Below are 26,508 nucleotides of genomic sequence, written 5' to 3'. Positions count from 1 at the left end.
CATCTGCACGTGCAAGTGCACGTGCAGTCACTCAGGGTGAATTCAGCGGCCAATGAAGAGCCAACGAACCGCTCCACGGAATTGCTCCCACCGCATGCGACGGCCCCGTCCGGGAATCGGATTCCCGGACGGGGCCGTTTGATGCCGAAGAGACCCGGAGCCGTTGCGGTCACTCCTGACCGGCGGGCACGGTGCCGAGTCGGCCCGCCTTGAAGTCGTCGAAGGCCTGGGCGAGTTCGGCGTGGGTGTTCATCACGAACGGGCCGTACTGCATCATCGGCTCACGGATCGGCAGCCCACCCAGAAGGACGACCTCGAAGTTGGGGCTGCGCGTCTCCTGGGACTCGTCGGCACGGATCGTGAGGGAGTCGCCGCGCCCGAAGACGACGGCCTGCCCCATACGGAAGGGCCGGCCCTCCGGCCCCGCGGTGCCGCGGCCGGACAGGCCGTACGCCAGGGCGTTGAAGTCCGCGCGCCAGGGCAGCGTGAGCTGGGCGCCCGGGTTCACCGAGACGTGCAGCATGGTGATCGGGGTGTGCGTGGCGCCGGGGCCCTGGTGGCCGTCGATGTCCCCGGCGATGATCCGGATGAGCGCGCCGCCGTCCTCGGACGCCAGCAGCTTGACGTTGCCGCCGCGGATGTCCTGGTACTTCGGCGCGATCATCTTGTCCTTGGCGGGCAGGTTGACCCACAGCTGCAGCCCGTGGAAGAGGCCGCCGCTCATCACCAGCGCCTCGGGCGGGGTCTCGATGTGGAGCAGGCCGCTGCCGGCCGTCATCCACTGGGTGTCGCCGTCGGTGATGGTGCCGCCGCCGCCGTGGGAGTCCTGGTGGATGAAGGCGCCGTCCATGATGTAGGTGACGGTCTCGAAGCCGCGGTGCGGGTGCCAGGGAGTGCCCTTGGGCTCGCCGGGCGCGTACTCCACCTCACCCATCTGGTCCATCATGATGAACGGGTCGAGGTTCTTGTAGTCGATGCCCGCGAAGGCACGGCGGACGGGGAAGCCCTCCCCCTCGAAGCCGCTCGGAGCGGTGGTGACCTGCAGCGCACGCCGCTGTACCGCGTCGGCGGGGGCGTGGACGCGCGGCAGGCTCAACGGGTTCTCGACGGTCACTGCAGGCATGGCCAGGATCCTCCTCGGATTGTTCAACGTTCAACATAGTTGAACGCTGAACTTCCCGCAACCGTTCCCCGGCCTTTGTCCGGTTTCCGTGGGGTGGCGGCTGGATCAGCCGTACATCCGCCGCATGGTGAACTCCACCATCTGCTCGACCGCCTTCGCGTCGAACACCATCCGGTGCTCGCCCTCCATGTCCAGCACGAAGCCGTAGCCGGTCGGCAGCAGGTCCAGCACCTCGGCACCCGTGATCACGAAGTACTTGGACTCCTTGCCGGCGTAGCGGCGCAACTGCTTCAGCGAGGAGAACATGGGGATCACGGGCTGCTGCGTGTCGTGCAGCGCCAGGAAACCGGGGTTGTCGCCGCGCGGGCAGTAGACCTTGGACGTGGCGAAGACCGCCTGGAAGTCCTCGGCCGACATCGAGCCCGTCGTGAACGCGCGCACCGCGTCCGCCAGCGAGGGCGGCGACGGCTCGGGGTAGCTCGCACCCATCGGTGCCCCGCCCATCGGCGCTCCGCCCATCGGCGGCGCGGCCCCTGCCATCCCGTTCTGGTCGTAGCCGTACACGGCACACAGCGTATCGGGCCGCCGGCCCGCCACGGGAGCCTCGTGGAGTTCGAACCGGATCGCCTTGCCCTCGCCCGGCGGAAGAGGTGCCCGCGACGGGCGCCAGGGTGACCGCCGCCGACATGTCCATGTGGTCGCGGGCGTTGAAACCGGGCCCGGGTCACCCCCGAGTGGACTTACTGCGTCCGGGGCGGAAGCGCCATCGGCCCGGGCTCATGGCGTCGAGCTCCACCGTGCCGGTGGCGCTGTCCCGGCGCCGGACGCCCGCGCCGAGCGCGGCCGGCGCGCCCTCGACGCGTATTCGCATGGTTTCTGGTTTTTCGTGGCTTTCATCCGAATGGGGTCGGGCGCGCGTACCCCCGTAGACTGGGGAGGCCTCATCCCCGAAATCAGACGACTTGGATGAACGATGCATCGGTACCGGTCCCACACCTGCGGTGAGCTGCGCGCCACCGACGTAGACGCGGAAGTGCGCCTGAGTGGTTGGCTGCACAATCGCCGGGATCTGGGCGGCATCCTGTTCGTCGATCTCCGGGACCACTACGGGGTGGTCCAGCTCGTCGCCCGTCCCGGCTCGCCCGCGTACGAGGCCCTGAGTCACCAGTCCAAGGAGTCGGTGCTCCGCGTCGACGGACGCGTCGTCGCCCGTTCGGAGGAGAACCTCAACCCCGATCTGCCCACCGGCGCGATCGAGGTCGAGGTCACCGAGCTGGAGGTGCTCGGCGCCGCCGACCAGCTGCCGTTCCCGGTCTTCCCAGAGGACAACGCCAACGAGGAGGCCCGGCTCACCCACCGCTTCCTCGACCTGCGCCGCGCGCGCATGCACCGCAACATCATGCTGCGCACCCAGGTCATCAGCTTCCTGCGGCGTGAGATGACGGCGCTCGGCTTCAACGAGCTCGCCACCCCGATCCTGTCCGCGACCTCGCCCGAGGGCGCCCGCGACTTCCTGGTGCCCTCCCGCGTGCACCCCGGCACCTTCTACGCGCTGCCACAGGCCCCGCAGCAGTTCAAGCAGCTGCTGATGATCGCGGGCTTCGACCGCTACTTCCAGATCGCGCCCTGCTTCCGCGACGAGGACAGCCGCGCCGACCGCTCGCCGGGCGAGTTCTACCAGCTCGACATCGAGATGAGCTTCGTCGAGCAGGAGGACGTCTTCGCGGTCATCGAGAAGGTCATGACCGACCTCTTCGAGGAGTTCGGCAACGGGCGCCACGTCACCTCGCCCTTCCCGCGGATCCCCTTCCGTGAGGCCTTCGTCAAGTACGGCAACGACAAGCCCGACCTGCGCGCCAAGCTGGAACTGGTCGACGTCTCCGACATCTTCGCCGCCTCGGGCTTCAAGGCCTTCGCCGGCAAGCACGTCCGCGCCCTGCCCGTGCCGGACACCGCGGACCAGCCGCGCAAGTTCTTCGACAACCTCGGCGACTACGCCGTCGAGCAGGGCGCCAAGGGCCTGGCCTGGGTGCGGGTCGGCGACGATCTGACGCTCACCGGCCCGATCGCCAAGTTCCTCACCGAGGACGACGTCAAGGCGCTGCTCACAGCGGTCGACGCCAAGCCCGGCCATGCCATCTTCTTCGGCGCCGGCGAGTTCGACGAGGTCTCCAAGATCATGGGCGCCGTCCGCGTCGAGGCCGCGAAGCGGGCCGGCCAGTTCGAGGAGGACGTCTTCCGCTTCTGCTGGATCGTCGACTTCCCCCTGTTCGAGAAGAACGAGGACACCGGCCAGATCGACTTCTCGCACAACCCCTTCTCCATGCCGCAGGGCGGCCTGGAGGCGCTGCAGACCAAGGACCCGCTGGACATCCTGGCCTGGCAGTACGACATCGTCTGCAACGGCGTCGAGCTGTCCTCGGGCGCGATCCGGAACCACGAGCCCGAGATCATGTATAAGGCCTTCGAGATCGCCGGCTACAGCCGCGAGACCGTCGAGCACGAGTTCGGCGGCATGCTCCGCGCCTTCCACTTCGGCGCGCCCCCGCACGGCGGCATCGCCCCCGGCGTCGACCGGATGGTCATGCTGCTCGCGGACGAGCCCAACATCCGAGAGACCATCGCCTTCCCGCTCAACCAGAACGCCCAGGACCTGCTGATGGGCGCGCCGAGCACGGTCGACGAGGCCCGGCTGAAGGAACTGCACCTCGCGCTGCGGCTGCCGCCGGAGAAGAAGGCCTGACGCCCGCCCGCACGGCATGACGCCGATGGGCCCGGAACCGTTCGGTTCCGGGCCCATCGGCGTCTGCCCGTCTCCGGTGCCGTCCCGTCGGGCCGACCCGCCGTCAGCCGACGACCTCGACCGCGCAGCGAATGCCGGAAACTCGGGCCATCCGCCCGTCGGTGGTCAGGAGCGGGCAGCCGTACGCCTCCGCAGCGGCCACGTACGCCGCGTCGTACGCGGTGAGGTCGCCCCGCAGTTCCCAGACGCGGGGCAGCAGAACACGGGTCATCGGAACGACGGGGTCGAGCCCGCAGAGTGCCTCCACCGCGTCCGCGGCATGGCCGGCCGTGATCTTGCCACCGAGCAGACTGCCCCGGATCACGGACATCACCTCGATCGTCCAGTGCTGCGGCGCGATCCAGCGGTCGTCCGCGGCCAGGGCGCTTCGGCAACGCTCGCCGGTCGTGCCCTCGTCCAGGAGCGAGAAGGCGAAGACCGAGGCATCGACGACGATCACTCGTCGCCTTCCGGCACACCGAGTTGCGCGTCCCGTTCTGCCCTCGCCGTACGCAACACGTCCGTGACGTCGCCTTCGGCAAGCCGGGTGCCGTACGCAGACCTCGAGAACCGCTCGACAACGGCCAGGTTGTCCCTGCGCCGCACCTCGTCGCGCACGAGGTCGAGCAGGTACGCCTGAAGCGACTGGCCGCGCTCCTCCGCTATGGCCGCGAGACGGTCGCGAAGGTCCTCGGGTACGTCACGGATCTGGAGAGCAACCATACGGACACTGTGCACGCTTGCATGCATATGTGCATGCAAGCGCCTGGCGAGACGACGGCCGGCCGCGCCGGTCAGCCGTCCAGGGCGACGAGGGCGACCACGGGGCGGGCCGGGTCGCTGTCGTCCACGGCGACGCCGCGGCTGTAGGCGCCGTGGTCCGCGGCGGCGGGGGCGTGGTCACCGGCGTAGCGGGCGCGCTCCAGTCCTCCGGCGGCGCGGCGGCACGGGTCGGCGGGCGGCTCGCCCACGCGCAGGGCTCGCACGTCGGAGCCGAGCGCGCCGAAGCCGGAGGCGGAGAGGAACTGCTTCAGGCCGGCGGCGGTGGTGCGGAAGCGCAGTTCGAGGTTGTACTCGCCGGACAGCCCGCCGGTCTCCGCGAGGTAGTGCACGTCCTGCGGGCCGTCCGGCAGCCGCAGGCCGAAACGCCCGGCGGCCTTCGCCAGCGTGACGTTGCTGCCCCGGCACGCGCCGTCCGCACCCGGGGCCGCCCCGGAACGGCGGTCGCCCGAGCCGGTCAGGGACACCGCGAGGATCACCCCCGCCACCACGACCACCAGGGTCAGGCCCACCGCCAGAATGAGCACCAGCGGGGATCTGCCCCTCGCGGCGGTGGGCATCAGGCCGCCTCGGGCTCGCCGCCGAAGCGCTCGCGGTAGGCGTCCAGGTCCTCGTCGGTGATCTTGGCGAAGAGCACCGGCGGAACGGTGAACGCGGTACCGGCCGGGACGGCGGCCAGGGCGCGGGCCTCCTCCGGGGTGGCCCACACGGCGGTGTCGTCCCTCAGGGCGAAGGCCCCGCGCATGGCGGCGGACGTGGCCGGGATGAACGGCTCGGAGATCACCGCGTAGAGGTGGATCAGGTTCATGGCGGTGCGCAGGGTCAGGGCGGCGCCGTCGGCGTCCGTCTTGATCTCCAGCCAGGGAGCCTTCTCCTCCAGATAGGAGTTGCCGGCGCTCCACAGCGCGCGCAGCGCCTGCGCGGCCTTGCGGAACTGCAGGTCCTCCATGTGGCGCTCGTACTCCGCGAGGAGCTCGGCGATCTGCTCGCCCAGGCGCCGCTCGGCCTCGCCCGCCTCCTTGCCCGCCGGCACCTCGTCGCCGAAGCGCTTGCGGGAGAAGGACAGCACGCGGTTGACGAAGTTGCCGAGGGTGTCGGCCAGGTCCTTGTTGACCGAGGCCGCGAAGTGCTCCCAGGTGAACGAGGTGTCGTCGGACTCGGGCGCGTTCGCCATCAGGAAGTAGCGCCAGTAGTCGGCGGGCAGGATCTCCAGGGCGGCGTCGGTGAAGATGCCGCGCCGCTGCGAGGTGGAGAACTTGCCGCCGTAGTAGTTCAGCCAGTTGAAGGCCTTGACGAAGTCGACCTTCTTCCACTTGTCGCGGGTGCCCAGCAGGGTGGCCGGGAACATCACGGTGTGGAAGGGAACGTTGTCCTTGGCCATGAACTCGGTGTACCGGACGTCGGTGTCGACGTCGTACCACCAGGAGCGCCAGTCGCGCTCCTCGCCCTCGGGGGCGGCGTCGGACCACTCCTTGGTGGCGCCGATGTACTCGATCGGGGCGTCGAACCAGACGTAGAAGACCTTGCCCTCGGCCGCCAGGTCCGGCCAGGTGTCCGCCGGCACCGGCACGCCCCAGTCCAGGTCGCGGGTGATGGCGCGGTCCTGGAGGCCCTCGGTCAGCCACTTTCGGGCGATGGAGGAGGCGAGCGTCGGCCAGTCCTTGCCGTGCTCGTCGACCCAGGCCTCGACCTCGTGGGAGAGCTTGGACTGGAGCAGGAAGAGGTGCTTGGTCTCGCGGACCTCGAGCCGGCTGCTGCCGCTGATCGCCGAGCGCGCGTCGATCAGGTCGGTCGGGTCCAGGACACGGGTGCAGTTCTCGCACTGGTCGCCGCGGGCCTTGTCGTAGCCGCAGTGCGGGCAGGTGCCGACGATGTACCGGTCGGGCAGGAAGCGCTCGTCGTCCAGGGAGTAGACCTGGCGGATGGCGCGCTCCTCGATGAAGCCGTTCTGCTTCAGCTCGCGCGCGATGGCCTGGGTGATCTCCACGTTCTGCGACGAGGAGCTGCGGCCGAAGTAGTCGAAGGAGAGGGCGAAGCCGTCGTAGACCGCCTTCTGCGCGTCGTGCTGCTGGGCGCAGAACTCGTCGACCGGCAGCCCGGCCTCCTGCGCGGCGAGCTCGGCCGGCGTGCCGTGCTCGTCGGTGGCGCAGATGTAGAGGACCTCGTGGCCGCGCTGGCGCAGGTACCGGGAGTAGACGTCGGCCGGGAGCATGGACCCCACCATGTTGCCCAGGTGCTTGATCCCGTTGATGTACGGAAGGGCGCTGGTGATGAGGTGTCGAGCCATTGCCGGCTGCTCCCAAGTCGCTACTGTGGGTGAGGATTTCCTCTACGGACCGTCAATATCGTATCCGACCGTGAAGGTCCACCCGTTCGCCTTTCCCGGCATGCGGACAACCGCGTCCACGTGATCCGCTGGCCGGGTGGACGCGCCCCTTCTGCCGGCCTCCGCGCGACGGACGGCCGCGTGGTGCGCCGTCGTGCTGCTGGTGGCCGGTGTGGGCGCGCTCGCCGTCTGGCTGATCGTCACCTTCGCGGCCGTGGTCACGCCCGTCCTGCTGGCCCTGCTGGGCAGCGCCCTGCTGGGCCCGCTCCACCGGCGGCTGCGGGCCGTCAAGGTGCAGCGGTCGCTGGCCGCCGCGCTGACCTGCGCGGCACTGCTCGTCTTCGTGGCGGGGGCGGGCTTCATCCTCGTGCAGAGCCTGCTGCAGACCGGCGACGAGATCGTGGCATCGCTCAAGGAAGCGGCCCAGAAGGTGCTGCCGCGCCTGGGCGCGCCGGGGACCTCGCTGAACGACACCATCGACAGCCTCAAGTCCTTCGCCACCAAGTACGGCGCCCGCGCGGCCTCCGGCGTGTGGTCCGGGCTCAGCCTCGTGGGCCAGGCCATCGCGACCGCCGTGCTGGCGCTGCTGCTGACCTTCTTCTTCCTGCGCGACGGCGCCCGCTTCCCCTCCCTGCTGCGGAACGCGGCGCCGCGCGGCAGCGGGCCCCTGCTGGAGCGGATCGCGCGCCGCGCCTTCACCGCCGTCCAGGGCTTCATGCGGGGCACGACGGTGATCGCGCTGATCGACGCCACGCTCATCGGCATCGGCCTGCTGATCCTGCGCGTGCCGGGGGCAGTGGGCTTGGCCGCGCTCGTCTTCATCGGCGCCTACATCCCGTACCTGGGGGCGTTCATCTCGGGGGCGGTGTCCGTGCTCGTCGCCCTCGCCGACCGGGGGTGGGTGATCGGCCTGTGGGCCCTGGGGGTGGTGCTGGCCGTACAGGTGCTGGAGGGGCACATCCTGCAGCCCATGGTGCAGAGCCGCACGGTGCACATGCACCCGGCCGTGGTACTGCTGGCGATCACCGCGGGGGCGAGCCTGGCGGGCATCCTCGGGATGCTGCTCGCGGTGCCGATCACGGCCGCCGCCATCGGGGCCCTGGACGAACTCCACCCCCGGGAGCCGGATGTCCCTCCGGAAGCCGAAGGTCCTCCGTCACATCCGGCCGGATAGGGGTTGTTTTTATTACCGACGGGTAGCATCATTACCGACTGGTAAGTGATAAAGCTGCGAGGACTGCGAACCCATCCCGCCGTCCGACCGACCCCGACGGAGCCGTCGCCATGGGCCACTACAAGTCAAACCTTCGCGACATCGAGTTCAACCTCTTCGAGGTCCTCGGACGCGACAAGCTGTACGGGACCGGCCCGTTCGCCGAGATGGACGCCGAGACCGCCAAGGACATCCTGTCCGAGGTCGCACGCCTCGCGGAGAACGAGCTCGCCGACTCCTTCGCGGACGCCGACCGCAACCCGCCGGTCTTCGACCCGGCGACCAGCACCGCGCCGGTGCCGGACTCCTTCAAGAAGAGCTACAAGGCCTTCATGGCCTCCGAGTACTGGCGCCTGGGCCTGCCCGAGGGCATCGGCGGCACCACCGCCCCGCCGTCCCTGATCTGGTCGTACGCGGAGCTGATCCTCGGCTCCAACCCGGCCCTGTGGATGTACTCCTCCGGCCCGGCCTTCGCCCGCATCCTCTTCGAGGAGGGCAACGAGGTCCAGAAGAGGATCGCCGGGATCGCGGTCGAGAAGACCTGGGGCTCCACCATGGTGCTCACCGAGCCGGACGCCGGCTCGGACGTGGGCGCCGGCCGCACCAAGGCCGTCGAGCAAGAGGACGGCTCCTGGCACATCGAGGGCGTGAAGCGCTTCATCACCTCCGGCGAGCACGACCTGGAGGAGAACATCCTCCACTACGTCCTCGCCCGCCCCGAGGGCGCCGGCCCCGGCACCAAGGGCCTGTCCCTCTTCCTCGTCCCGAAGTACCTCTTCGACTTCGAGACCGGCGAGCTGGGCGAGCGCAACGGCGTCTACGCCACGAACGTCGAGCACAAGATGGGCCTGAAGGCCTCCAACACCTGCGAGATGACCTTCGGCGACAAGCACCCCGCCAAGGGCTGGCTGATCGGCGACAAACACGACGGCATCCGCCAGATGTTCCGCATCATCGAGTTCGCCCGCATGATGGTCGGCACGAAGGCGATCTCCACCCTCTCCACCGGCTACCTCAACGCGCTGGAGTACGCCAAGGAGCGCGTGCAGGGCCCGGACCTCGCGCAGTTCATGGACAAGAGCGCGCCCAAGGTCACCATCACCCACCACCCCGACGTGCGCCGCTCCCTGCTGACGCAGAAGGCCTACGCCGAGGGCATGCGCGCCCTGGTCCTCCACACTGCCTCCGTCCAGGACGCGATCGCCGTCGCCGAGGCGGCCGGCGAGGAGACCAAGGGCCTCGAGGCGCTCAACGACCTGCTCCTGCCGATCGTCAAGGGCTACGGCTCCGAGCGGGGCTACGAGCAGCTCGCCCAGTCCCTGCAGATCTTCGGCGGCTCCGGCTTCCTGCAGGAGTACCCGATCGAGCAGTACATCCGCGACGCCAAGATCGACACCCTCTACGAGGGCACCACGGCGATCCAGGGCCAGGACTACTTCTTCCGGAAGATCGTCCGCAACCAGGGCGCCGCGCTGACCGCCCTCTCCGAGGAGATCAAGAAGTTCCTCGCCGAGGCCACCGGCGGCGAGGAACTCGCCGGCGCCCGCGAGCAGCTCGCCAAGGCCGCCGTGGACCTGGAGGCCATCGTCGGCAAGATGCTGACCGACCTCGCCGCCACCGAGCAGGACGTGAAGTCCATCTACAAGGTGGGCCTGAACACCACCCGCCTGCTGCTCGCCTCCGGTGACGTCGTCGTCGGCTACCTGCTGCTCAAGGGCGCCGCCGTCGCCGCCGAGAAGCTGGCCGCCGGCGCCTCCGCCAAGGACACGGCCTTCTACACCGGCAAGATCGCCGCCGCGAAGCACTTCGCCGCCGAGGTCCTGCCGCAGGTCTCCGTCGCGCGGTCCGTCGCCGACGGCGTCACCCTCGACATCATGGACCTGCCCGAAGAGGCGTTCTGACCCGGTCCTGACCGGTTCCGGCCGGGACCGATACGGCAACGACGGCCCGCTCCTCCGACGAGGAGCGGGCCGCCGCGCCTCCTTATGCTTGAAGCATGAACCCTCAGCCCCACTTCGGCCGCGGCCACACCGACGACCTCGCAGCCTTCCTCACCGCCAGCCCGTCGCAGTACCACGCGGTCGCGAGCGCCGCCGAGCGCCTGGAGAAGGCCGGATTCCAGCAGGTGGCCGAGACCGAGGCGTGGGGCGCCGAGGCGGGCGGCAAGTACGTGCTGCGGGGCGGCGCGATCATCGCCTGGTACGTGCCCGAGGGCGCCGGACCCGCCACCCCCTTCCGGGTGGTCGGCGCACACACCGACTCCACCAACCTGCGCGTCAAGCCCCGTCCCGACTCGGGCTCCTTCGGGTGGCGCCAGGTCGCCGTCGAGATCTACGGCGGCGCCCTCCTCAACACCTGGCTCGACCGCGATCTGGGCCTGTCCGGCCGGCTGGTGCTGCGCGACGGCACGACGACGCTGGTCCACGTCGACCGGCCGCTGCTGCGAGTGCCGCAGCTCGCCGTCCACCTCGACCGCGGTGTCAACGACAGCGGCCTCAAGCTCGACAAGCAGCGCCACATGCAGCCCGTCTGGGGCCTCGGCGAGGTCGACGAGGGCGCCCTGATCGCGTTCCTCGCGGAGGAGAGCGGCGTCGCCGCCGCCGACGTCGTCGGCTGGGACCTGATGACCCACGACGTCCAGCCGCCCGCCTACCTCGGCCGCGACCGCGAGTTCCTGACCGCGGGCCGGCTCGACAACCTGCTCTCCGTGCACGCCGGCACCGCCGCCCTGGCCGCCGCCGCCCGGCCCGGCCTGCCGTACATCCCCGTCCTGGCCGCCTTCGACCACGAAGAGACCGGCAGCGAGTCCGACACCGGCGCCGCCGGGCCGCTGCTCGGCAACGTCCTGGAGCGCTCCGTCTTCGCCCGCGGCGGCAGCTACGAGGACCGCGCCCGGGCCTTCGCCGGCACCGTGTGCGTCTCCGCCGACACCGGACACGCCGTCCACCCCAACTACACGGAGAAGCACGACCCGACGCACCGCCCGGTGCCCAACGGCGGCCCGATCCTGAAGGTCAACGTCAGCCAGCGCTACTCCACCGACGGCACCGGCCGCGGCATCTTCGCCGCTGCCTGCGAGCGGGCCGGCGTGCCCTGGCAGTCCTTCGTCTCCAACAACGCCATGCCCTGCGGCACCACCATCGGCCCCATCACCGCCGCCCGGCACGGCATCACCACCGTGGATGTCGGCGTGCCGATCCTGTCGATGCACTCCGCGCGCGAACTGTGCGGCGCCGACGACCCGTACCTGCTGGCCGGCGCGCTGAAGGCGTTCCTGGAGGGCTGATTCCCACCCCGCCCGTGAAGTCCGCTGCCGGTGAGCGGACTTCACGGGCGGTTCGCTGTCATGAGATGCCCGCCCCCGGGTACACGGGTTCTACGAGTCCGTAGAGCCAACCCCGTTCGGAGGCGGACATCATGGGCATCGGCGGTTGCATCGGCCTGATCGCGGTGGGGGCCATCCTCACCTTCGCGACCGACTGGCACATGGCCGGGGTCAACCTGGACCTGGTCGGTCTGATCATGATGGCGGTGGGCGTCATCGGCCTGGCCGCGTACATCAGCATCTTCAAGAAGCGCCGGGTCGTGGAGCCGATGCCGGTGATGGACGAACGCGCCCGCAACTACCCGCACGCGTGACGGAGCTGCGGGAGCGTCAGCCGTCCATCCCGGCGAGCACCAGCGCGAGCCGGGTGTCCCCCACGGCGGTCAGCCGGACGGGGACACCCCAGTCCTGCTGGTGCACATGGCAGGCGGGGAACTCGTTGTCCGGGTCGTCGTCACACGACGCGGCCATCGCCGACACGTGGAGCACCCCCTCGCCGACGTCGCCGTTCAGGACGACGTCGCGGAAGAGGTCCGTACCCTTGCCGGCCCCCGCCAGCAGCAGCTCCGGCGGCGTCGCGCTGACCAGCAGCCGCGTCGACGGGCCGTAGCGCTCGTCGAGCTTCTGGCCGGCCGGGGCGGAGAACACCACGTCCAGCCGCAGCGGCCCCGGCGCCACATCCGTCGCGGGCCGCCGCGTACGGTGCGCCGCGCCCTCGACCCGCACCGCCTCCTCCGGCAGGCGCAGCCGCGTCAACCGGTGGCGGGCGGACTCCACCACCACGATCTCCGCGCCGTCCAGCACCGCGCCCGACGGCTCCCGCAGGTCCGTGGCGAGCGTGCTGACCTCGCCGGTCGCCGGGTCGAAGCGGCGCAGCGCGTGGTTGTAGGTGTCGCTCACCGCGACCGACCCGTCCGGCAGCGCGGTCACCCCCAGCGGATGCTGCAGCAGCGCCTGCTCCGCGGCACCGTCACGGTGACCGAAGTCGAACAGCCCCGTGCCGACGGCGGTGCGCACCACGTACCCCGCGCCGTCCCCGGCCCGCTCCACCCAGCGCAGCGCGCTCGTCTCGGAGTCCGCGACCCACAACCGCTCCCCGGCCGCCGCCAGCCCCGACGGCTGCGCGAACCACGCCTGCTCCGCAGGCCCGTCGACCAAGCCCTCATTGGTCGTCCCGGCCGCCACCGCGACCGTCCCGTCCGCCGGGTCGTACGTCCACAGCTGGTGGACGCCCGCCATGGCGATCCACACCTTGCCGTCCCACCACGCCACGTCCCACGGCGACGACAGGTCGGTGCCCAGCGCCGGGCCCGAGGTCGCCGACCCCTGCCACCACTGCTTCCCGGTGCCGGCCACCGTCTCCAGGGCCCCGCTCTCCGGGTCGAACGTCCGCAGCCGGTGGTTCACGGTGTCCGCGACGACCACGGTGCCGTCCGGCAGCGACGCCAGCCCCTGCGGCTCGCTGAAGTCCCCCGGCGCACCGATCCGCCGCACGACGGTCTCCCCGTCCGGCTCAATCTCCACCAGCTGGTGCCGGGTCGAGTCCGACACCAGCAGGTTCCCCGACGGCAGCCGCAGCGCCTTCCCCGGGAACCGCAGATCGGTGGCCACCGGCTCGGGCGGCACATACGGGCCGTCCCCGCGGCGCAGCGTCCCCTTCGCCGCGTGCTCCGCCTCCAGCTCGGTGACCAGCGCCTCCAGCGCGTGCGCGTGCCCCTCCCCGGAGTGCTGGGCGACGACGTACCCCTCCGGGTCGATCACGGTCAGCGTGGGCCAGGCGCGCACGGCGTACTGCTTCCACGTCGTGAGTTCCGGGTCGTCCAGCACCGGGTGGTGCACCCCGTACCGCTCCACGGCGTCCACGACCGACTGGTGCTCCGCCTCGTGCACGAACTTCGGCGAGTGCACGCCGACGATCACCACGGTGTCGCGGTGCTTCTCCTCCAGCTCGCGCAGCTCGTCGAGGACGTGCAGGCAATTGATGCAGCAGAAGGTCCAAAAATCAACGATGACGCATTTGCCCCGCAGGTCCGCGAGGGTGAGGTCCTTGCCGCCGGTGTTGATCCAGCCGCCCTTGCCGACGAGCTCAGGGGCGCGGACACGGGCACGACGGGGTTTGGGGGAGGACACGGATGCGGAATCGTTCATGCTTCAAGGGTGCCATCCGGACGGGAGCGCCGGATCACGCGTATGACAGGGCCTGCGACAGGGGAGCGACGGTTGGCTGCGGACGGGAACGGGGCGACGGGCAGTGGGGCGGCAGCGGCGGAGCCACAGGTCTTCATGGCGCTGCCGGGACGTACGGAAGCCCGGGAGGAGGCGTTCGAGGCGTGCCTGGCGGAGGTGGTCCGGAGCCTCGGGCTCGACGTCGGTCCCGGACCGGGGGGCGACGCTCGGCGAACCTGGAGGAATCGCGCTCGGACGGCCCTGCGCACGGCCTGCCTACGGGGCACGGCCCTCTCCGAGGAGTCCTTCGACGCGCTGCTCAGGGCAGCCGTCCACGATCCCGACCCCAGCTTCAACCGCCAGTTCGTCGAGCCCGCGCTGAACGCGTTCGGATACGCGCGTGTGCGCAAGGCGCTGCTCGGTTACCTGCGGACGGGCACGGACCATGAGCGGGCGGGCGCCGCTCGGGCCTGGTACTGGTCGGCCCTGCCGCTGCGGATGCCCCACGTACGGGCGGCGGACCCGGGCTCCGTCGACAGGGCCGGGACCGACGGCGCGCGGGCCGTGGTGGCCGAGTGGAACGAGGCCGCCCTGCGCGAGTTCGTGGGCAACGAACAACTCGAGGTCCGGCGCTGCATCCTGCCGGGTCTGCCGCTCCGGAAGTCGGCCTACCCGCCGGAGCTGCACGCTCTGGTGGACACGGCGGTGGCGCTGGCCCGCTCCCACCCGGACGCGTACATCCGGCACCGCGTGGAACACCAGGTCGGCGACTGAGGCACGCCCGCCCGCGAGGACTTCGGGCTCAGGGGCGCAGGTCGCTCACGGCGTCCGTGGTGGCGACGAGGCCGGAATGGATGGTGGGGGCGAGGCTGGAACTGGCGAGGCAGAAGCCGAGGAGGACGCACAGGATCGCGTGGGAGAGCTTCAGCGACTTCGCCCGGAGCAGGATGAGCGTGATCACGATCAGGAGCAGGACCACGGAGATGGATACCGCCATGGCCGTATGACGACACAAATCGCGGCCGGGGTGGGGGCGACACGCGCGGGAAGGGCCCGGACGTACAAACGTCCGGGCCCTTCGCGTTGCCGTGCCTGGGGCGGATCAGGCCCAGGTGATCAGGCGCTTGGGGTACTCCAGGACCGCCGCGACGTCGGCGAGGAACTTGGAGCCGAGCTCGCCGTCGACCAGGCGGTGGTCGAAGGAGAGCGCGAGCGTGGTGACCTGACGGGGCTTGACCTTGCCCTTGTGGACCCAGGGCAGCTCCTTGACCGCGCCGAAGGCGAGGATCGCGGACTCCCCGGGATTGAGGATGGGCGTGCCCGTGTCGACGCCGAAGACGCCGACGTTGGTGATGGTGATCGTGCCGCCCTGCATGTCGGCCGGCGAGGTCTTGCCCTCACGGGCCGTGGCGACCAGGTCACCGAGCGCGGCAGCCAGTTCGGGCAGGGTCTTGGCCTGGGCGTCCTTGATGTTGGGGACGATCAGGCCGCGCGGGGTGGCCGCGGCGATGCCCAGGTTGACGTAGCCCTTGTGGACGATCTCCTGGTTGGCCTCGTCCCAGGCGGCGTTGATCTCCGGGTTGCGGCGGATCGCGACCAGCAGGGCCTTGGCGACCAGCAGCAGCGGGCTGACCTTGAGCCCGACGAAGGCCGGGTCGGTCTTCAGCTCCTGGACGAGCCGCATGGTCCGGGTGATGTCGAAGGTGACGAACTCGGTCACGTGCGGCGCGGTGAAGGCGCTGGCGACCATGGCCGCGGCCGTCGCCTTGCGGACGCCCTTGATCGGGACGCGGGTCTCCAGCGCGCCCGCGGCGGGGGCCGGGGCGGCGGGAGCCGCTACCGCCTCGGTGGCGGCGGGGGCCTGCGCGGGGGCGGCCGGGGCCAGCGCCCTCTGGACGTCCTCGCGGGTGATCGTGCCCTGCGGCCCGGTCGGGGTGACCGTGGCCAGGTCCACGCCCAGGTCCTTGGCGAGCTTGCGCACCGGCGGCTTGGCCAGCGGGCGGACCTCGGCGGGGGCGAACCCGGCGGGAGCCGCCTGGGCCGGGGCGGCGGCCACCGGCGCGGCGGCCGGCACCGGGGCGTGACCGTTCAGCTCGTCCTGGACGGCCTGCTGGGCACCGGTCTGCGCCGGCACGGCGGGCTGCTTGCGGGGCCGGCGCTTGGTCGACGAGGCCGCGACGCCGTAGCCGACCAGCACGGGCTGCCGCTTCTGCGCCGGCTCCGCGGCGGGGGCCGGCGCGGCGGCCGGCTCCGGGGCGGCCTCGGCGGCCGGTTCACCGGCGTCGCCCTCGCCGGTGTCGACGGCGATGATCACGGTGCCGACGTCGACGGTCTCGCCCTCGGGGAAGCGCAGTTCGTGCACCACCCCGTCGAACGGGATCGGAAGCTCGACCGCGGCCTTGGCGGTCTCCACCTCGCAGACCACCTGGCCGTCGGTGACGGTGTCGCCGGGCTTGACGTACCACTTGAGGATCTCGGCCTCGGTCAGTCCCTCGCCGACGTCCGGCATCTTGAACTCACGGAAGCGCTGCGGTGCTGCCACTGTCGTCACAACCCTCTCCTCAGAACGCCAGCGAGCGGTCGACGGCGTCCAGAACCCGGTCCAGGCCGGGCAGGTACTCCTCCTCCACCCGGGCCGGCGGGTACGGGGCGTGGAAGCCGCCGACCCGCAGCACGGGGGCCTCGAGGTGGTAGAAGCACCGCTCGGTGATGCGGGCCGCGATCTCCGCGCCCATGCCGAGCTGCACCGGCGCTTCGTGCACGACGACCAGGCGGCGGGTCTTCTCCACCGACGCCTGTACGGCGTCGAAGTCCAGCGGGGACAGCGACCTCAGGTCCACGACCTCCAGGCTACGGCCCTCCTCGGCGGCCGCGGCGGCCGCTTCCAGGCACACCTTCACCATCGGGCCGTACGCGGCCAGGGTGAGGTCGGTGCCCTCCAGGAGCGTGCGCGCCTTGTGGAGCGGGGCGGGGATGCCGTCGGTGTCGACCTCGCCCTTGTCCCAGTAGCGGCGCTTGGGCTCGAAGAAGATCACCGGGTCGTCGGAGTGGATCGCCTGCTGCAGCATCCAGTAGGCGTCCTGCGGGGTCGACGGGGAGACGACCTTGAGTCCGGCGGTGTGCGCGAAGTACGCCTCGGGCGACTCGCTGTGGTGCTCGACGGCGCCGATGCCGCCGCCGTAGGGGATGCGGATGACGACCGGGAGCTTGATCTTGCCCAGGGCGCGCGCGTGCATCTTGGCGAGCTGGGTGACGATCTGGTCGTACGCGGGGAAGACGAAGCCGTCGAACTGGATCTCCACGACGGGGCGGTAGCCGCGCAGGGCCAGGCCGATCGCGGTGCCGACGATGCCGGACTCCGCGAGCGGGGTGTCGATCACCCGCTGCTCGCCGAAGTCCTTCTGCAGGCCGTCGGTGATCCGGAAGACGCCGCCGAGCTTGCCGATGTCCTCACCCATGAGGACGACCTTGGGGTCGGTCTCCAGGGACTTGCGCAGCGCCTCGTTGAGGGCCTTGGCGATGGTCATCGTTGCCATGGTCAGTGACCCTCCGTGCTGTCCGCGAACGACGCCTGGTACGCGGCGAACTGGGCGCGCTCCTCGTCGACGAGGGCGTGTCCGTCGGCGTAGATGTTCTCGAAGATCGACATGGGGTCGGGGTCGGGCATGGCGCGCACGGCCTCGCGGACCCGCTTGCCGAGCGCCTCGCTCTCCTCCTCGACACCGGCGAAGAAGGCCTCGTCGGCGATGCCGTCCTTCTCCAGGTAGCTGCGCAGCCGCAGGATCGGGTCCTTGTGCTCCCACTGCTCGCGCTCCTCGTCGAGGCGGTAGCGGGTGGGGTCGTCGGAGGTGGTGTGGGCGCCCATGCGGTAGGTGAAGGCCTCGACGAGCATCGGGCCCTGGCCGGAGCGGGCGTGCTCCAGGGCGGCGCGGGTGACCGCGAGGACCGCCAGGACGTCGTTGCCGTCGACCCGCACGCCGGGGAAGCCGAAGCCGGCGGCGCGCTGGTAGATCGGGACGCGGCTCTGCTTCTCGGTGGGCTCGGAGATCGCCCACTGGTTGTTCTGGCAGAAGAAGACCACGGGAGCGTTGTAGACGGCGGCGAAGGTGAAGGCCTCCGCGACATCGCCCTGGCTGGAGGCACCGTCGCCGAAGTAGGCGATGACGGCGGAGTCGGCGCCGTCCTTGCTGATGCCCATCGCGTAGCCGGTCGCGTGCAGCGTCTGGGAGCCGATCACGATCGTGTACAGCTGGAAGTTGTTCTCGTTCGGGTCCCAGCCGCCGTGGTTCACCCCGCGGAACATGCCGAGCAGGTTGACCGGGTCCACCCCGCGGCACCAGGCGACGCCGTGCTCGCGGTAGGTGGGGAAGACGTAGTCGTCCGGCCTGGTGGCCCGTCCCGAGCCGATCTGTGCGGCCTCCTGGCCCAGCAGCGACGCCCACAGACCCAGCTCGCCCTGCCGCTGCAAGGACGTCGCCTCCGCGTCGAACCGGCGGGTCAGGACCATGTCCCGGTACAGACCGCGCAGTTCTTCGGGGCTCAGGTCGATGGAGTACTCACTGTGCTGGACGCGCTCGCCCTCGGGGGTCAGGAGCTGTACCAGCTCCGGCTCGCCCTCACGGCGCTTCGCTCCACCGCGCGTGCCCGTACGGGGCGTACGGGGCTTCGCGGCAGTGCTTTTCACGCTCACGCTTGCTCCTCCGTCTGTCCGGCCCCCGGGATCCGCCGGCGGCCAGTGCGGCTCCTGCCCGACTCGTCGCGGCGCACGGGGTGTGTGCGGCACGGCCGAGCCGGGAGTGTTGGTGACCCGGCAGGCAGCCCTGCGAAGTGAACGTTACCCACACCTCCCGCTTCCGCGCGAAGGGTGTTCTACCTGCGGTTTTGTTTGATTTCCTAGTAAATGGGCGTTCTCGCAGGCCACCGGGACAACGGCACGGTATCCCGAGGATCGATTCTTCGTAAGAGGTCGACGCGGGTCGTGTGTGCAACGCTGAACTTGTGACCGAAAAGTCGGTAATCACGGTTTTCCTACTGGACGACCATGAAGTCGTCCGGCGCGGGGTCCACGAGCTGCTCTCCGCCGAGGACGGGATGGAGGTCGTCGGCGAGGCCGGTACGGCCGCCGAGGCGCTCGCCCGGATCCCGGCCGTGCGACCCGACGTGGCGGTGCTCGACGTCCGCCTGCCGGACGGCAGCGGGGTGGAGGTGTGCCGGGAGATCCGTTCCTCCCAGCCCGGGATCGCGTGCCTGATGCTCACCTCCTACGCGGACGACGAGGCCCTCTTCGACGCGATCATGGCGGGCGCGTCGGGCTACGTGCTCAAGGACATCCGGGCCAGCGACCTGGTGGGCGCCGTGCGGGACGTCGCCGGGGGCCGGTCGCTGCTGGACCCGGTCGCCACCGCGCGCGTCCTGGAGCGGCTGCGCGGCGGCGGGGAACGCCAGCAGGGCCGCCTCGCCGACCTGACCGACCAGGAGAAGCGGATCCTCGACCTCATCGGCGAGGGCCTCACCAACCGGCAGATCGGCGACCGGCTGCACCTCGCCGAGAAGACGGTCAAGAACTACGTCTCCTCCCTGCTCGCCAAGCTCGGGATGCAGCGGCGCACCCAGGCCGCCGCCTACGTCGCCCGGCTGCGCAGCGGCGGCGGCACGAACCCGGACACCGGGGCGGGACCGGGACCGTCAGGATCCCGGCCGCCGGGCAACTGACCGTCCGGGATCCGACCGCCGGAACCGGGCGCGGGCGACCCACGTACCAGTCCGTATGCCGGACGCGGACTGTCCGTGCATACGTCTTGTATCTATGATGTGCGCATCATGTCCCGAAGCCCCGTCGCGACCGCCGGCACCACCGCCGAGCCGGCCGCCAAGCAGCCGCCCGCCGCCGAGCGGGTCTACACGCACGTCAAGCAGGCGGTGCTCGACCGCCGCTACGAGGGCGGCACCCTCCTGAGCGAGGGCGAACTGGCCGAGGCGGTGGGCGTCTCGCGCACCCCGGTGCGGGAGGCCCTGCTGCGCCTGGAGGCCGAGGGACTGCTGAAGCTCTACCCGAAGAAGGGCGCCCTGGTGCTGCCGGTCTCCGCGCAGGAGATCGCGGACGTCGTGGAGACCCGGCTGCTGGTGGAGCGCCACGCGGTGATGAAGGTGGTGCCCGCCCCTGAGCGGCTGCTGACCCGCCTGGAGGAGTTGCTGGACGAGCAGCGCGGCCACGCCGCGGCGGGTGACCTGGCCGCCTTCGCGGGGGCCGACCGCTGCTTCCACGCCGAGATCGTGCGCGCCGCGGGCAACCGCATCCTGTCCCAGCTGTACGACCAGTTGAGAGACCGTCAGCTACGTATGGGCGTCGCGACGATGCACGCCGAGCCGGGCCGTATCGCCAAGAACGTCGCCGAACACACCGAGATCCTCGCGGCGTTGCGCGCCGGGGACGCCCCCATGGCGGCCGCGCTGGTCGAACGGCACGTCGGCTGGGTGAGCCATCTGGCCCGGGGGGAGTGATGGCAACGATCGGCACCCCGACCGGTGAACCCCCCGGCGGCGCCAGGGCGGTCGCCGTCTGGAGCATCGGCACCCTCGTCTACATGGTCGCGGTCGTGCACCGCACCAGCCTCGGCGTCGCCGGGATCGACGCCGCGGAGCGCTTCCACATCGGCGCCTCGGCGCTGTCCACCTTCTCGATCCTGCAGGTGCTGGTCTACGCGGGCATGCAGATACCCGTGGGCCTGATGGTCGACCGCCTCGGCACCAAGAGAGTGCTGAGCATCGGCATCGCCTTGTTCACCGCGGGCCAGCTCGGCTTCGCCCTCTCCCACGCGTACGGCACGGCCCTGGCCGCCCGCGCGGTGCTGGGCTGCGGCGACGCCATGACCTTCGTGAGCGTGCTGCGGCTGGGCTCCCGCTGGTTCCCGGCCCGCCGCGGGCCGATGATCGCGCAGGGCGCCGCGCTGTTCGGCGTGGCGGGCAACCTGCTGAGCACCGTGCTGCTCGCCCGGCTGCTGCACTCCGCGGGCTGGACCTCCACCTTCGTCGGCACGGCACTGGGCGGCGCGCTCGTCCTCGTCCTGGTGCTGGCCTTCATGAAGGACCACCCCGAGGGCTTCGAGCCGGCGCCCGCCGAGCACCCCGGGCGCGGTTACGTGAAGCGGCAGCTCGCCGCCGCCTGGCGGGAGCCCGGCACCCGGCTGGGGATGTGGACGCACTTCACCACCCAGTTCTCCGGGATGGTCTTCCTGCTGCTGTGGGGACTGCCGTACCTGGTCGAGGACCAGGGGCTGTCCCGCGAGACCGCGGGCACCCTGCTGACGGTGGTGGTGATCGCCAACATGGTCTTCGGGATGCTCTTCGGCCAGATCATCGGCCGCCACCACGGCGCCCGGATGCCGCTCACCCTGGGCGTGGTCGGGGCGACCGCGGTGATGTGGGCGGTGGTCCTGGTCTGGCCCGCGGACCACGCCCCGCTGTGGCTGCTCGTGCTGCTCTGCGTCGTGCTGGGCACCTGCGGGCCGGCGTCGATGATCGGCTTCGACTTCGCCCGCCCGGCGAACCCGCCCGAGCGCTTCGGCACGGCCTCCGGCATCGTCAACATCGGCGGCTTCACCGCCTCGATGGCCACGCTGCTCGCCATCGGCGTCCTGCTGGACGCCAGCGGCGGCGACTACCGGGTGGCCTGGAGCAGCGTCTTCGTCCTGCAGGCGCTGGGCCTGGTCCAGATCCTGCGGCTGCGTGGCCGGGCGGCGCGGCTGGAGCGGCAGCGCATCGCCGTCAGCCGCGTCGAGAGCGTCCACGTCCCCGCCGGGACATGAACGCTCCCCCCGGCGTCAATCCGTGACGGCGATGTTCGCCAGGATCGCCTCGGCGAGCGCCTGGTCGCCCTCGATCTTCAGCCGGTCCGCCACCGCGTGCGCGCGCGTGCGGCCGCAGGTCAGCCGGACGAAGGTCTCCCAGTCCAGGGTCAGCGTGACCGCGGGGCCGAGCGAGACGCTGCCGTCGATCGTGCCGTTGCCGTCGTTGTCGACCCGGACGGTCCGCATGAACTCCAGCTCGCCGTGGACGTCGAACACCACGGCGGAGCCCGCGGGGGCGCCCGCGCGCTCGGCGACCACCTTCGGCAGCTGGGAGAGGATGTGGTCCCGGGCGACGGGCGCGCCCGGCGAGTCGAGGTTGCCGGGCTCGCCCAGCGCCCGGCGCAGGTCCTGCTCGTGCACCCACACGTCGAAGACCCGCCACTTCAGCAGCTCCTCGAGGGTCATCTCCCGGCCCATGGGCCCGCGGACGGTGTCCTGCGCATCACGGGTCTCGTTCCGCAGCTGACGGGCACGGCGGATGATCGTGTAGTCGAGCTCGCCGACCACCTCGGGCGGGGTGTGGTGCCGCCGCTTGTCGACCGGCACCTCCACGTAACGGGCGTGCTCCGTGGTCATGTGCCGCAGGTCGCTGGGGAGCGTGTGGATCGGCCGGGGATCGCCGAGCAGCTCGCACTCGAAGGCGATCACGTGCGACACGACGTCGCGCACGGACCAGTAGGGACACGCGGTCGGCCGGTTCCAGGCGCCCGCCGGAACGGGGCGGACCAACTCGGCTATGGATTCTATGGAGTGGGTCCAGGCGTCGATGTACGGCTGGATCTGGCTGTGGACGGTGCCGGTCACGGGACCCCTCGACGGTCGGTGCGCGGTCGTGGTGTGCGCCTTAAATTACGCTGCGCAGTGACACCACGGGAGTGCTTTCGTGTGACGATCGTAGGCCCGCAAGAACGTGCCGAACTCATGGGCGGTGGTACTGTGCGCGTTTCCCTGCTCCAGATCGACGTCGACCCCGGCGAAGCGGTGGACGCCAGGCGCGAACGGGTCGCCTCGCTCGTCCGCGGACAGGCCGGGTCGGACCTGGTCGTCCTGCCCGAACTGTGGCCCGTCGGGGCCTTTGCCGCCGATCTTTTCCAGCCAGAGGCCGAGCCGCTCCATGGCCCCACCGCGGAGGTCATGAGCGCCGCCGCGCTCGACGCGGGCGTGTGGCTGCACGCGGGGTCGATCGTCGAGCGCGCCGCCGACGGCGCGCTGTACAACACCTCGCTGCTCTTCTCGCCCGACGGCGCACTGCGCGAGACCTACCGCAAGATCCACCGTTTCGGCTTCGACCAGGGCGAGGCCGTGCTCATGAGCGGTGGCGACCGCATCGTCACCACCGACGTCCAGGGCGTCCCCGTAGGCCTGGCCACCTGCTACGACCTGCGTTTCCCCGAGCAGTTCCGGCTGCTCGTCGACGCGGGCGCCACGGTCATGGTCGTCCCGGCCGGCTGGCCCGCGCGGCGCCGTGAGCACTGGACGCTGCTGGCCCGGGCCCGCGCGATCGAGGCACAGTCCTACGTGCTGGCCTGCGGCACCGCGGGAACCCACGCCGGGGTGGAACTGGCCGGGCACAGCGTCGTCGTCGACCCCTGGGGCGCCGTCGTCGCCGAGGCGGGACCCGGGGAGGAGATCCTCACCGCCGACCTCGACCCCGGCCTCGTGGCGAAGACGCGGGCGGACTTCCCGGTGCTGCGCGACCGCGTACTGGGCCTGCCGGTACCGGATTCGGCCGGTTGAGGCGGTATGGCCCCATCAGGGACCATCGGCCCCGGAGGTGGGGGCGGAGTGCTCTGCGCCTCCAGGGGGCGGGCCCGGCAAGGTGGTTCCCATGGAATTCGAGGGGCGCGCTGCGCTGGCGCTGCTGGAAAGGGTGCGGTACGGGCGGCTGGCGCTGACGCGGGGGGCCCTGCCGTACATCGCCGTGGCACGGCACGTCGTCGCCGACGGCTCCGTGCTGATCCGTACCGACCGCTCATGGGGCGTGGACGGCACTGTCGTGGCCTACCAGGCGGACGACCTCGAAGCGGGCTGGGCGGTGCAGTTCCTCGGCACGGCGCGCGCCTTCCACCCGTCGACGGCACAACAGGCGCTCTTCGGCACAGATCATCAAAACGATACAAGCCGGGAGCCGGGCCATGTGTACGTACGGCTCGACCCGCGAGTCCACCACCGGAATGATCTAGCATCTGCCTGGTGATCGGGAGTTCGGCGACGGCGCCGCCCTCCGCCGGGACACTGGACACCCTGCTGCGCCGATACACGGACGCCGGCGCCCCGCTGTCCTGCGAACCCGTTGCCCAGGGCCTGCTGAACCGGGGATTCCGGCTGGCCACCACCCAGGGCCGCTACTTCCTCAAGCTGTACGTCGACAGCGCCACCTCCGACTCCTCCGTCATCGCCCGCCAGCACCGCGCGACCCAGCGGCTGGACGAGGTGGGCCTGCCGGTCGCCCCACCGGTGCCCGACGCCGACGGCCGCACCGTCGCCGTGGTCGGCGGCCGCTGCTTCGCGCTGTACCCGTGGGTGGAGGGCCGGCACCGCGAGGGCGGCGAACTCACCACCGCCGACTCCCGCCGCCTGGGCGCGCTGCTCGGTCTCGTCCACACCACCCTGGCCCAGGTGCAGCCCGCCCCCGAGCCGGTCCGGCACGCCAGCGCCGACCCCGAACTGACCTATGCGCTGATCAGCGCGCTGCTGCGGCGGGTGCGCGCCAGCGCGCCGCGCGAGACCTTCGACGAGCTGGCCGAGCACCGGCTGCTGGAGCGCCGTGCCCTGCTGGAACGTCACGCCCACCGCCGCCCGCCCGACGCCGCGGGCCCGGTGTCCGGCTGGGTGCACGGCGACTTCCACCCGCTCAACCTGCTCTACCGCGAGGACGAACCCGTCGCCATCGTCGACTGGGACCGGCTCGGCGTGCAGCCGCGCGCCGAGGAGGCGGTACGGGCCGCCGTGATCTTCTTCGTGCGGCCCGGGGGCACCCTGGACCTGGACAAGATCCGCGCGTACGCCCGGGCCTACCGCGGCGCCGCGGGTGTGCCCGGGGACGAACTGGCCGCGGCCGTGCACCGGGTGTGGTGGGAACGGCTCAACGACTTCTGGATGCTGCGCTGGCGCTACGTCCTCGACGACCGCAGGACCGACCCCCTCTTCCCGGCCTCGTCCGCCCTGGTCGTCTGGTGGACCGCGGCGTACGAGGCCGTGCTGGGGGCCTTCACGGGCTGACCCGGCGGTCAGCCGCCCGTGAGGCCGCCGTCCGCTCCCGCGGTGCCGGCCGTGCCACCGGACGCCTCCCCGGAGGCGCCCTCGGTCCCGCCGGTCTCGGAGGCGGTCGGCGTCGGCGTGGGCGGCGCGGAGGTGGCCGGGGCGCTCGGCTCCTTGGTCGGCGCCTCGGAGGTCGGGGGGGCCTTGGTGGTCGGCTGCGTGTAGGAGGGCGTCGAGCGGTACGTCGGCTGCTCCGAGACGCTGCCGGTGCTGTCCTGCGTACCGCCCGTGGTGTCGTCCTGGGTCGGCTGCGAGGTCGGCTTCTGCGGCTGCGACCGAGTGGGCGTCACCTTCTCCGCCGGGGGCGTCTTGTCGCCGGTGTGGGAGACGGCGAAGTAGATGCCGAGCGCGACCGCGAGCACCGCCGCGACCACGAACAGCGCCGGCTTCACCCAGCGGCCGCCGCCGTGCGGGGGCCTCCCGTCGTCGTAGCCGTGGCCGCCGCCGTCACCGCCGGGCGGGCCGAGCAGCAGGGGCGGCTGCAACTCCGCGGTGGTGTGCGGGCTCTGCCCGTACTGCGGGGGGACGCCCATCGGCGCGGTCGGGGCGGCGTTCACCGCGGGCACGTAACCGGTGTTCCAGGTGCCGGTGTGACCGCCGCGCTCGCTCAGCATGTTCAGCGCGTACTGGACGACGCCGCGCATCTCCTCGGCGGTCTGGAAGCGGTCGTCCGGGTGCTTGGCGAGCGCGTGCAGCACCAGCCCGTCCAGCTCCGGCGGCACCCGGTCGCTGAGCTCGGAGGGCGGGCGCGGCTCGTCCTGGACGTGCTGGTAGACCACCGACAGCGGCGTCTCACCGGTGAACGGCGGCCGCAGCGCGAGCAGTTCGTAGAGCAGGCAGCCCGTCGCGTACAGGTCGGACCGGGTGTCGACCGTCTTGCCGAGCGCCTGCTCCGGCGACAGGTACTGCGGGGTGCCCATGACCATGCCGGTCTGCGTCATCGTGGTCGAGGCGCCGTGCAGCGCCCGCGCGATGCCGAAGTCCATCACCTTCACCGCGCCGGTCTTGGTGATGATCACGTTCGCCGGCTTGATGTCCCGGTGGACGATGCCGTGCGCGTGGCTGTAGGCCAGCGCCTCCAGCACGCCCGAGACGATGATGAGCGCCTGGTCCACCGGCGGCGGCTCGTCGGAGCCCAGCAGCAGGTCGCGGATGGTGCGGCCCTCGACGAGCTCCATCACGATGTACGGCACGGTGCCGCCCGGCGTGACGTCCTCACCCGAGTCGTACACCGCCACCACCGCGTGGTGGTTGAGCCCGGCGACCGACTGCGCCTCGCGTGTGAAACGGGCCTTGGAGACCGGGTCCTCGGCGAGATCGGAGCGGAGCAGCTTCACGGCCACCGTCCGCCCCAGGCGCACGTCCTCCGCCGCGAAGACCTCGGCCATTCCGCCGCGTCCCAGGCGCCGGGTCAGCCGGTAGCGGCCGTCGCCGACCAGGCCTCCGGCACCCCACTGCTCGGGCGAGTCGGGCACGCCCCGGCCGTCGGCAGAGGGCTCGTCAGGGCCCCCGGCGGCTGTCGTCTGTGCCATCAGTCCTCGCCGTCGATCGTCGCCGTACAGGGTCCTCCAGCGCACCACGCTACCGCGTTCCGCGACGGCCGCGCTCCCGTGCCACCGGTGAGGGGATTCATATGCATCCGGTGACGAACAGGTCAACGAACTTGACCTGCCCAGGCCGTCGGG

General features: G+C 71.3%; 25 protein-coding genes. 12 read left to right on the top strand and 13 right to left on the bottom strand.

Annotated elements, in window-relative coordinates; translation table 11 throughout:
* Positions 1-169 precede the first annotated feature (169 nt).
* Entirely contained in the window at positions 170-1,123 is a 954-nt protein-coding gene (locus tag ACRWNP_RS01740) for a pirin family protein (RefSeq protein WP_431959045.1), read from the bottom strand.
* A 105-nt stretch (positions 1,124-1,228) separates the two neighbouring features.
* Positions 1,229-1,687, bottom strand: coding sequence for an SseB family protein (locus tag ACRWNP_RS01735; protein ID WP_431959044.1), 459 nt, complete (start codon positions 1,685-1,687; stop codon positions 1,229-1,231).
* Positions 1,688-2,096: 409 nt separating this feature from the next.
* On the opposite strand from ACRWNP_RS01735, the gene aspS reads away from it, so the two are divergent.
* Positions 2,097-3,866, top strand: a complete 1,770-nt coding sequence (aspS, locus tag ACRWNP_RS01730; RefSeq protein WP_431959043.1) for an aspartate--tRNA ligase — start codon at positions 2,097-2,099, stop codon at positions 3,864-3,866.
* A 103-nt stretch (positions 3,867-3,969) separates the two neighbouring features.
* On the opposite strand, the gene ACRWNP_RS01725 is transcribed toward aspS, so the two are convergent.
* From ACRWNP_RS01725 to metG, 4 genes are all read right to left on the bottom strand, one after another.
* The gene (locus ACRWNP_RS01725) at positions 3,970-4,365 is read right to left on the bottom strand and encodes a type II toxin-antitoxin system VapC family toxin (RefSeq protein ID WP_431959042.1); all 396 of its coding nucleotides are present in this window, start codon (positions 4,363-4,365) and stop codon (positions 3,970-3,972) included.
* Positions 4,362-4,628: a hypothetical protein gene (locus ACRWNP_RS01720; RefSeq protein ID WP_431959041.1), complete on the bottom strand. Its 267-nt coding sequence runs from the start codon at positions 4,626-4,628 to the stop codon at positions 4,362-4,364. Before ACRWNP_RS01720 ends, ACRWNP_RS01725 begins: the two co-directional genes overlap by 4 nt.
* A gap of 71 nt (positions 4,629-4,699) precedes the next feature.
* Complete coding sequence (locus tag ACRWNP_RS01715; protein ID WP_431959040.1) at positions 4,700-5,245, bottom strand: hypothetical protein; 546 nt, start codon at positions 5,243-5,245, stop codon at positions 4,700-4,702.
* Positions 5,245-6,972 (bottom strand): methionine--tRNA ligase, encoded by a 1,728-nt coding sequence (gene metG, locus ACRWNP_RS01710; protein ID WP_431959039.1) that lies wholly within the window; start codon positions 6,970-6,972, stop codon positions 5,245-5,247. The genes ACRWNP_RS01715 and metG overlap by 1 nt, the downstream gene beginning before the upstream one ends.
* 136 nt (positions 6,973-7,108) lie before the next feature.
* Between metG and ACRWNP_RS01705 the strand changes: the two genes are divergently transcribed.
* From ACRWNP_RS01705 to ACRWNP_RS01690, 4 genes are all read left to right on the top strand, one after another.
* Complete coding sequence (locus tag ACRWNP_RS01705; RefSeq protein WP_431959038.1) at positions 7,109-8,185, top strand: AI-2E family transporter; 1,077 nt, start codon at positions 7,109-7,111, stop codon at positions 8,183-8,185.
* Positions 8,186-8,295: 110 nt separating this feature from the next.
* Positions 8,296-10,125, top strand: coding sequence for an acyl-CoA dehydrogenase (locus ACRWNP_RS01700; RefSeq protein WP_431959037.1), 1,830 nt, complete (start codon positions 8,296-8,298; stop codon positions 10,123-10,125).
* A gap of 95 nt (positions 10,126-10,220) precedes the next feature.
* Positions 10,221-11,510, top strand: coding sequence for a M18 family aminopeptidase (locus ACRWNP_RS01695; RefSeq protein WP_431959036.1), 1,290 nt, complete (start codon positions 10,221-10,223; stop codon positions 11,508-11,510).
* A gap of 131 nt (positions 11,511-11,641) precedes the next feature.
* Positions 11,642-11,863, top strand: a complete 222-nt coding sequence (locus ACRWNP_RS01690; RefSeq protein WP_431959035.1) for a hypothetical protein — start codon at positions 11,642-11,644, stop codon at positions 11,861-11,863.
* Between the two features lie 16 nt (positions 11,864-11,879).
* Here ACRWNP_RS01690 and ACRWNP_RS01685 read toward each other — a convergent pair whose 3' ends face one another.
* On the bottom strand, positions 11,880-13,697 hold the full coding sequence (locus tag ACRWNP_RS01685; protein ID WP_431959034.1) for an NHL domain-containing thioredoxin family protein: 1,818 nt from the start codon (positions 13,695-13,697) through the stop codon (positions 11,880-11,882).
* Positions 13,698-13,769: 72 nt separating this feature from the next.
* On the opposite strand from ACRWNP_RS01685, the gene ACRWNP_RS01680 reads away from it, so the two are divergent.
* Positions 13,770-14,489: a hypothetical protein gene (locus ACRWNP_RS01680; protein ID WP_431959033.1), complete on the top strand. Its 720-nt coding sequence runs from the start codon at positions 13,770-13,772 to the stop codon at positions 14,487-14,489.
* Positions 14,490-14,517: 28 nt separating this feature from the next.
* Here ACRWNP_RS01680 and ACRWNP_RS01675 read toward each other — a convergent pair whose 3' ends face one another.
* The 4 genes from ACRWNP_RS01675 to pdhA all read right to left on the bottom strand — a co-directional run bounded on the left by ACRWNP_RS01675 (position 14,518) and on the right by pdhA (position 18,405).
* Positions 14,518-14,712 (bottom strand): hypothetical protein, encoded by a 195-nt coding sequence (locus tag ACRWNP_RS01675; RefSeq protein WP_431959032.1) that lies wholly within the window; start codon positions 14,710-14,712, stop codon positions 14,518-14,520.
* Positions 14,713-14,817: 105 nt separating this feature from the next.
* Positions 14,818-16,224: a dihydrolipoamide acetyltransferase family protein gene (locus tag ACRWNP_RS01670; protein ID WP_431959227.1), complete on the bottom strand. Its 1,407-nt coding sequence runs from the start codon at positions 16,222-16,224 to the stop codon at positions 14,818-14,820.
* Between the two features lie 52 nt (positions 16,225-16,276).
* Positions 16,277-17,251, bottom strand: a complete 975-nt coding sequence (locus ACRWNP_RS01665) for an alpha-ketoacid dehydrogenase subunit beta (protein WP_431959031.1) — start codon at positions 17,249-17,251, stop codon at positions 16,277-16,279.
* A gap of 2 nt (positions 17,252-17,253) precedes the next feature.
* Positions 17,254-18,405: a pyruvate dehydrogenase (acetyl-transferring) E1 component subunit alpha gene (gene pdhA / locus ACRWNP_RS01660; RefSeq protein WP_431959030.1), complete on the bottom strand. Its 1,152-nt coding sequence runs from the start codon at positions 18,403-18,405 to the stop codon at positions 17,254-17,256.
* A 308-nt stretch (positions 18,406-18,713) separates the two neighbouring features.
* Between pdhA and ACRWNP_RS01655 the strand changes: the two genes are divergently transcribed.
* From ACRWNP_RS01655 to ACRWNP_RS01645, 3 genes are all read left to right on the top strand, one after another.
* On the top strand, positions 18,714-19,427 hold the full coding sequence (locus ACRWNP_RS01655) for a response regulator (RefSeq protein ID WP_431959029.1): 714 nt from the start codon (positions 18,714-18,716) through the stop codon (positions 19,425-19,427).
* A gap of 108 nt (positions 19,428-19,535) precedes the next feature.
* Entirely contained in the window at positions 19,536-20,216 is a 681-nt protein-coding gene (locus ACRWNP_RS01650) for a GntR family transcriptional regulator (RefSeq protein WP_431959028.1), read from the top strand.
* A complete protein-coding gene (locus tag ACRWNP_RS01645; RefSeq protein WP_431959027.1) occupies positions 20,216-21,520 on the top strand; it encodes an MFS transporter in 1,305 nt (434 codons plus the stop codon). Before ACRWNP_RS01650 ends, ACRWNP_RS01645 begins: the two co-directional genes overlap by 1 nt.
* A 15-nt stretch (positions 21,521-21,535) precedes the next feature.
* On the opposite strand, the gene ACRWNP_RS01640 is transcribed toward ACRWNP_RS01645, so the two are convergent.
* The gene (locus ACRWNP_RS01640; protein ID WP_431959026.1) at positions 21,536-22,366 is read right to left on the bottom strand and encodes a maleylpyruvate isomerase family mycothiol-dependent enzyme; all 831 of its coding nucleotides are present in this window, start codon (positions 22,364-22,366) and stop codon (positions 21,536-21,538) included.
* 132 nt (positions 22,367-22,498) lie between these two features.
* Here ACRWNP_RS01640 and ACRWNP_RS01635 point away from each other — a divergent pair, with 132 nt between their 5' ends.
* The 3 genes from ACRWNP_RS01635 to ACRWNP_RS01625 all read left to right on the top strand — a co-directional run bounded on the left by ACRWNP_RS01635 (position 22,499) and on the right by ACRWNP_RS01625 (position 24,784).
* The gene (locus ACRWNP_RS01635) at positions 22,499-23,299 is read left to right on the top strand and encodes a carbon-nitrogen family hydrolase (RefSeq protein WP_431959226.1); all 801 of its coding nucleotides are present in this window, start codon (positions 22,499-22,501) and stop codon (positions 23,297-23,299) included.
* Positions 23,300-23,390: 91 nt separating this feature from the next.
* Complete coding sequence (locus tag ACRWNP_RS01630; RefSeq protein ID WP_431959025.1) at positions 23,391-23,759, top strand: pyridoxamine 5'-phosphate oxidase family protein; 369 nt, start codon at positions 23,391-23,393, stop codon at positions 23,757-23,759.
* Entirely contained in the window at positions 23,753-24,784 is a 1,032-nt protein-coding gene (locus ACRWNP_RS01625) for a phosphotransferase (protein WP_431959224.1), read from the top strand. The genes ACRWNP_RS01630 and ACRWNP_RS01625 overlap by 7 nt, the downstream gene beginning before the upstream one ends.
* Positions 24,785-24,792: 8 nt before the next feature.
* Here the strand turns inward: ACRWNP_RS01625 and ACRWNP_RS01620 are convergent, their stop codons facing one another.
* Complete coding sequence (locus ACRWNP_RS01620; RefSeq protein ID WP_431959024.1) at positions 24,793-26,355, bottom strand: protein kinase domain-containing protein; 1,563 nt, start codon at positions 26,353-26,355, stop codon at positions 24,793-24,795.
* Positions 26,356-26,508 lie beyond the last annotated feature (153 nt).

This window comes from Actinacidiphila sp. bgisy160, from assembly GCF_965342435.1.
Lineage (GTDB): Bacteria > Actinomycetota > Actinomycetes > Streptomycetales > Streptomycetaceae > Actinacidiphila.
The sequence above is the reverse complement of the archived record's forward strand: the minus strand, read 5'-3'. Positions and strand labels throughout refer to the sequence as shown.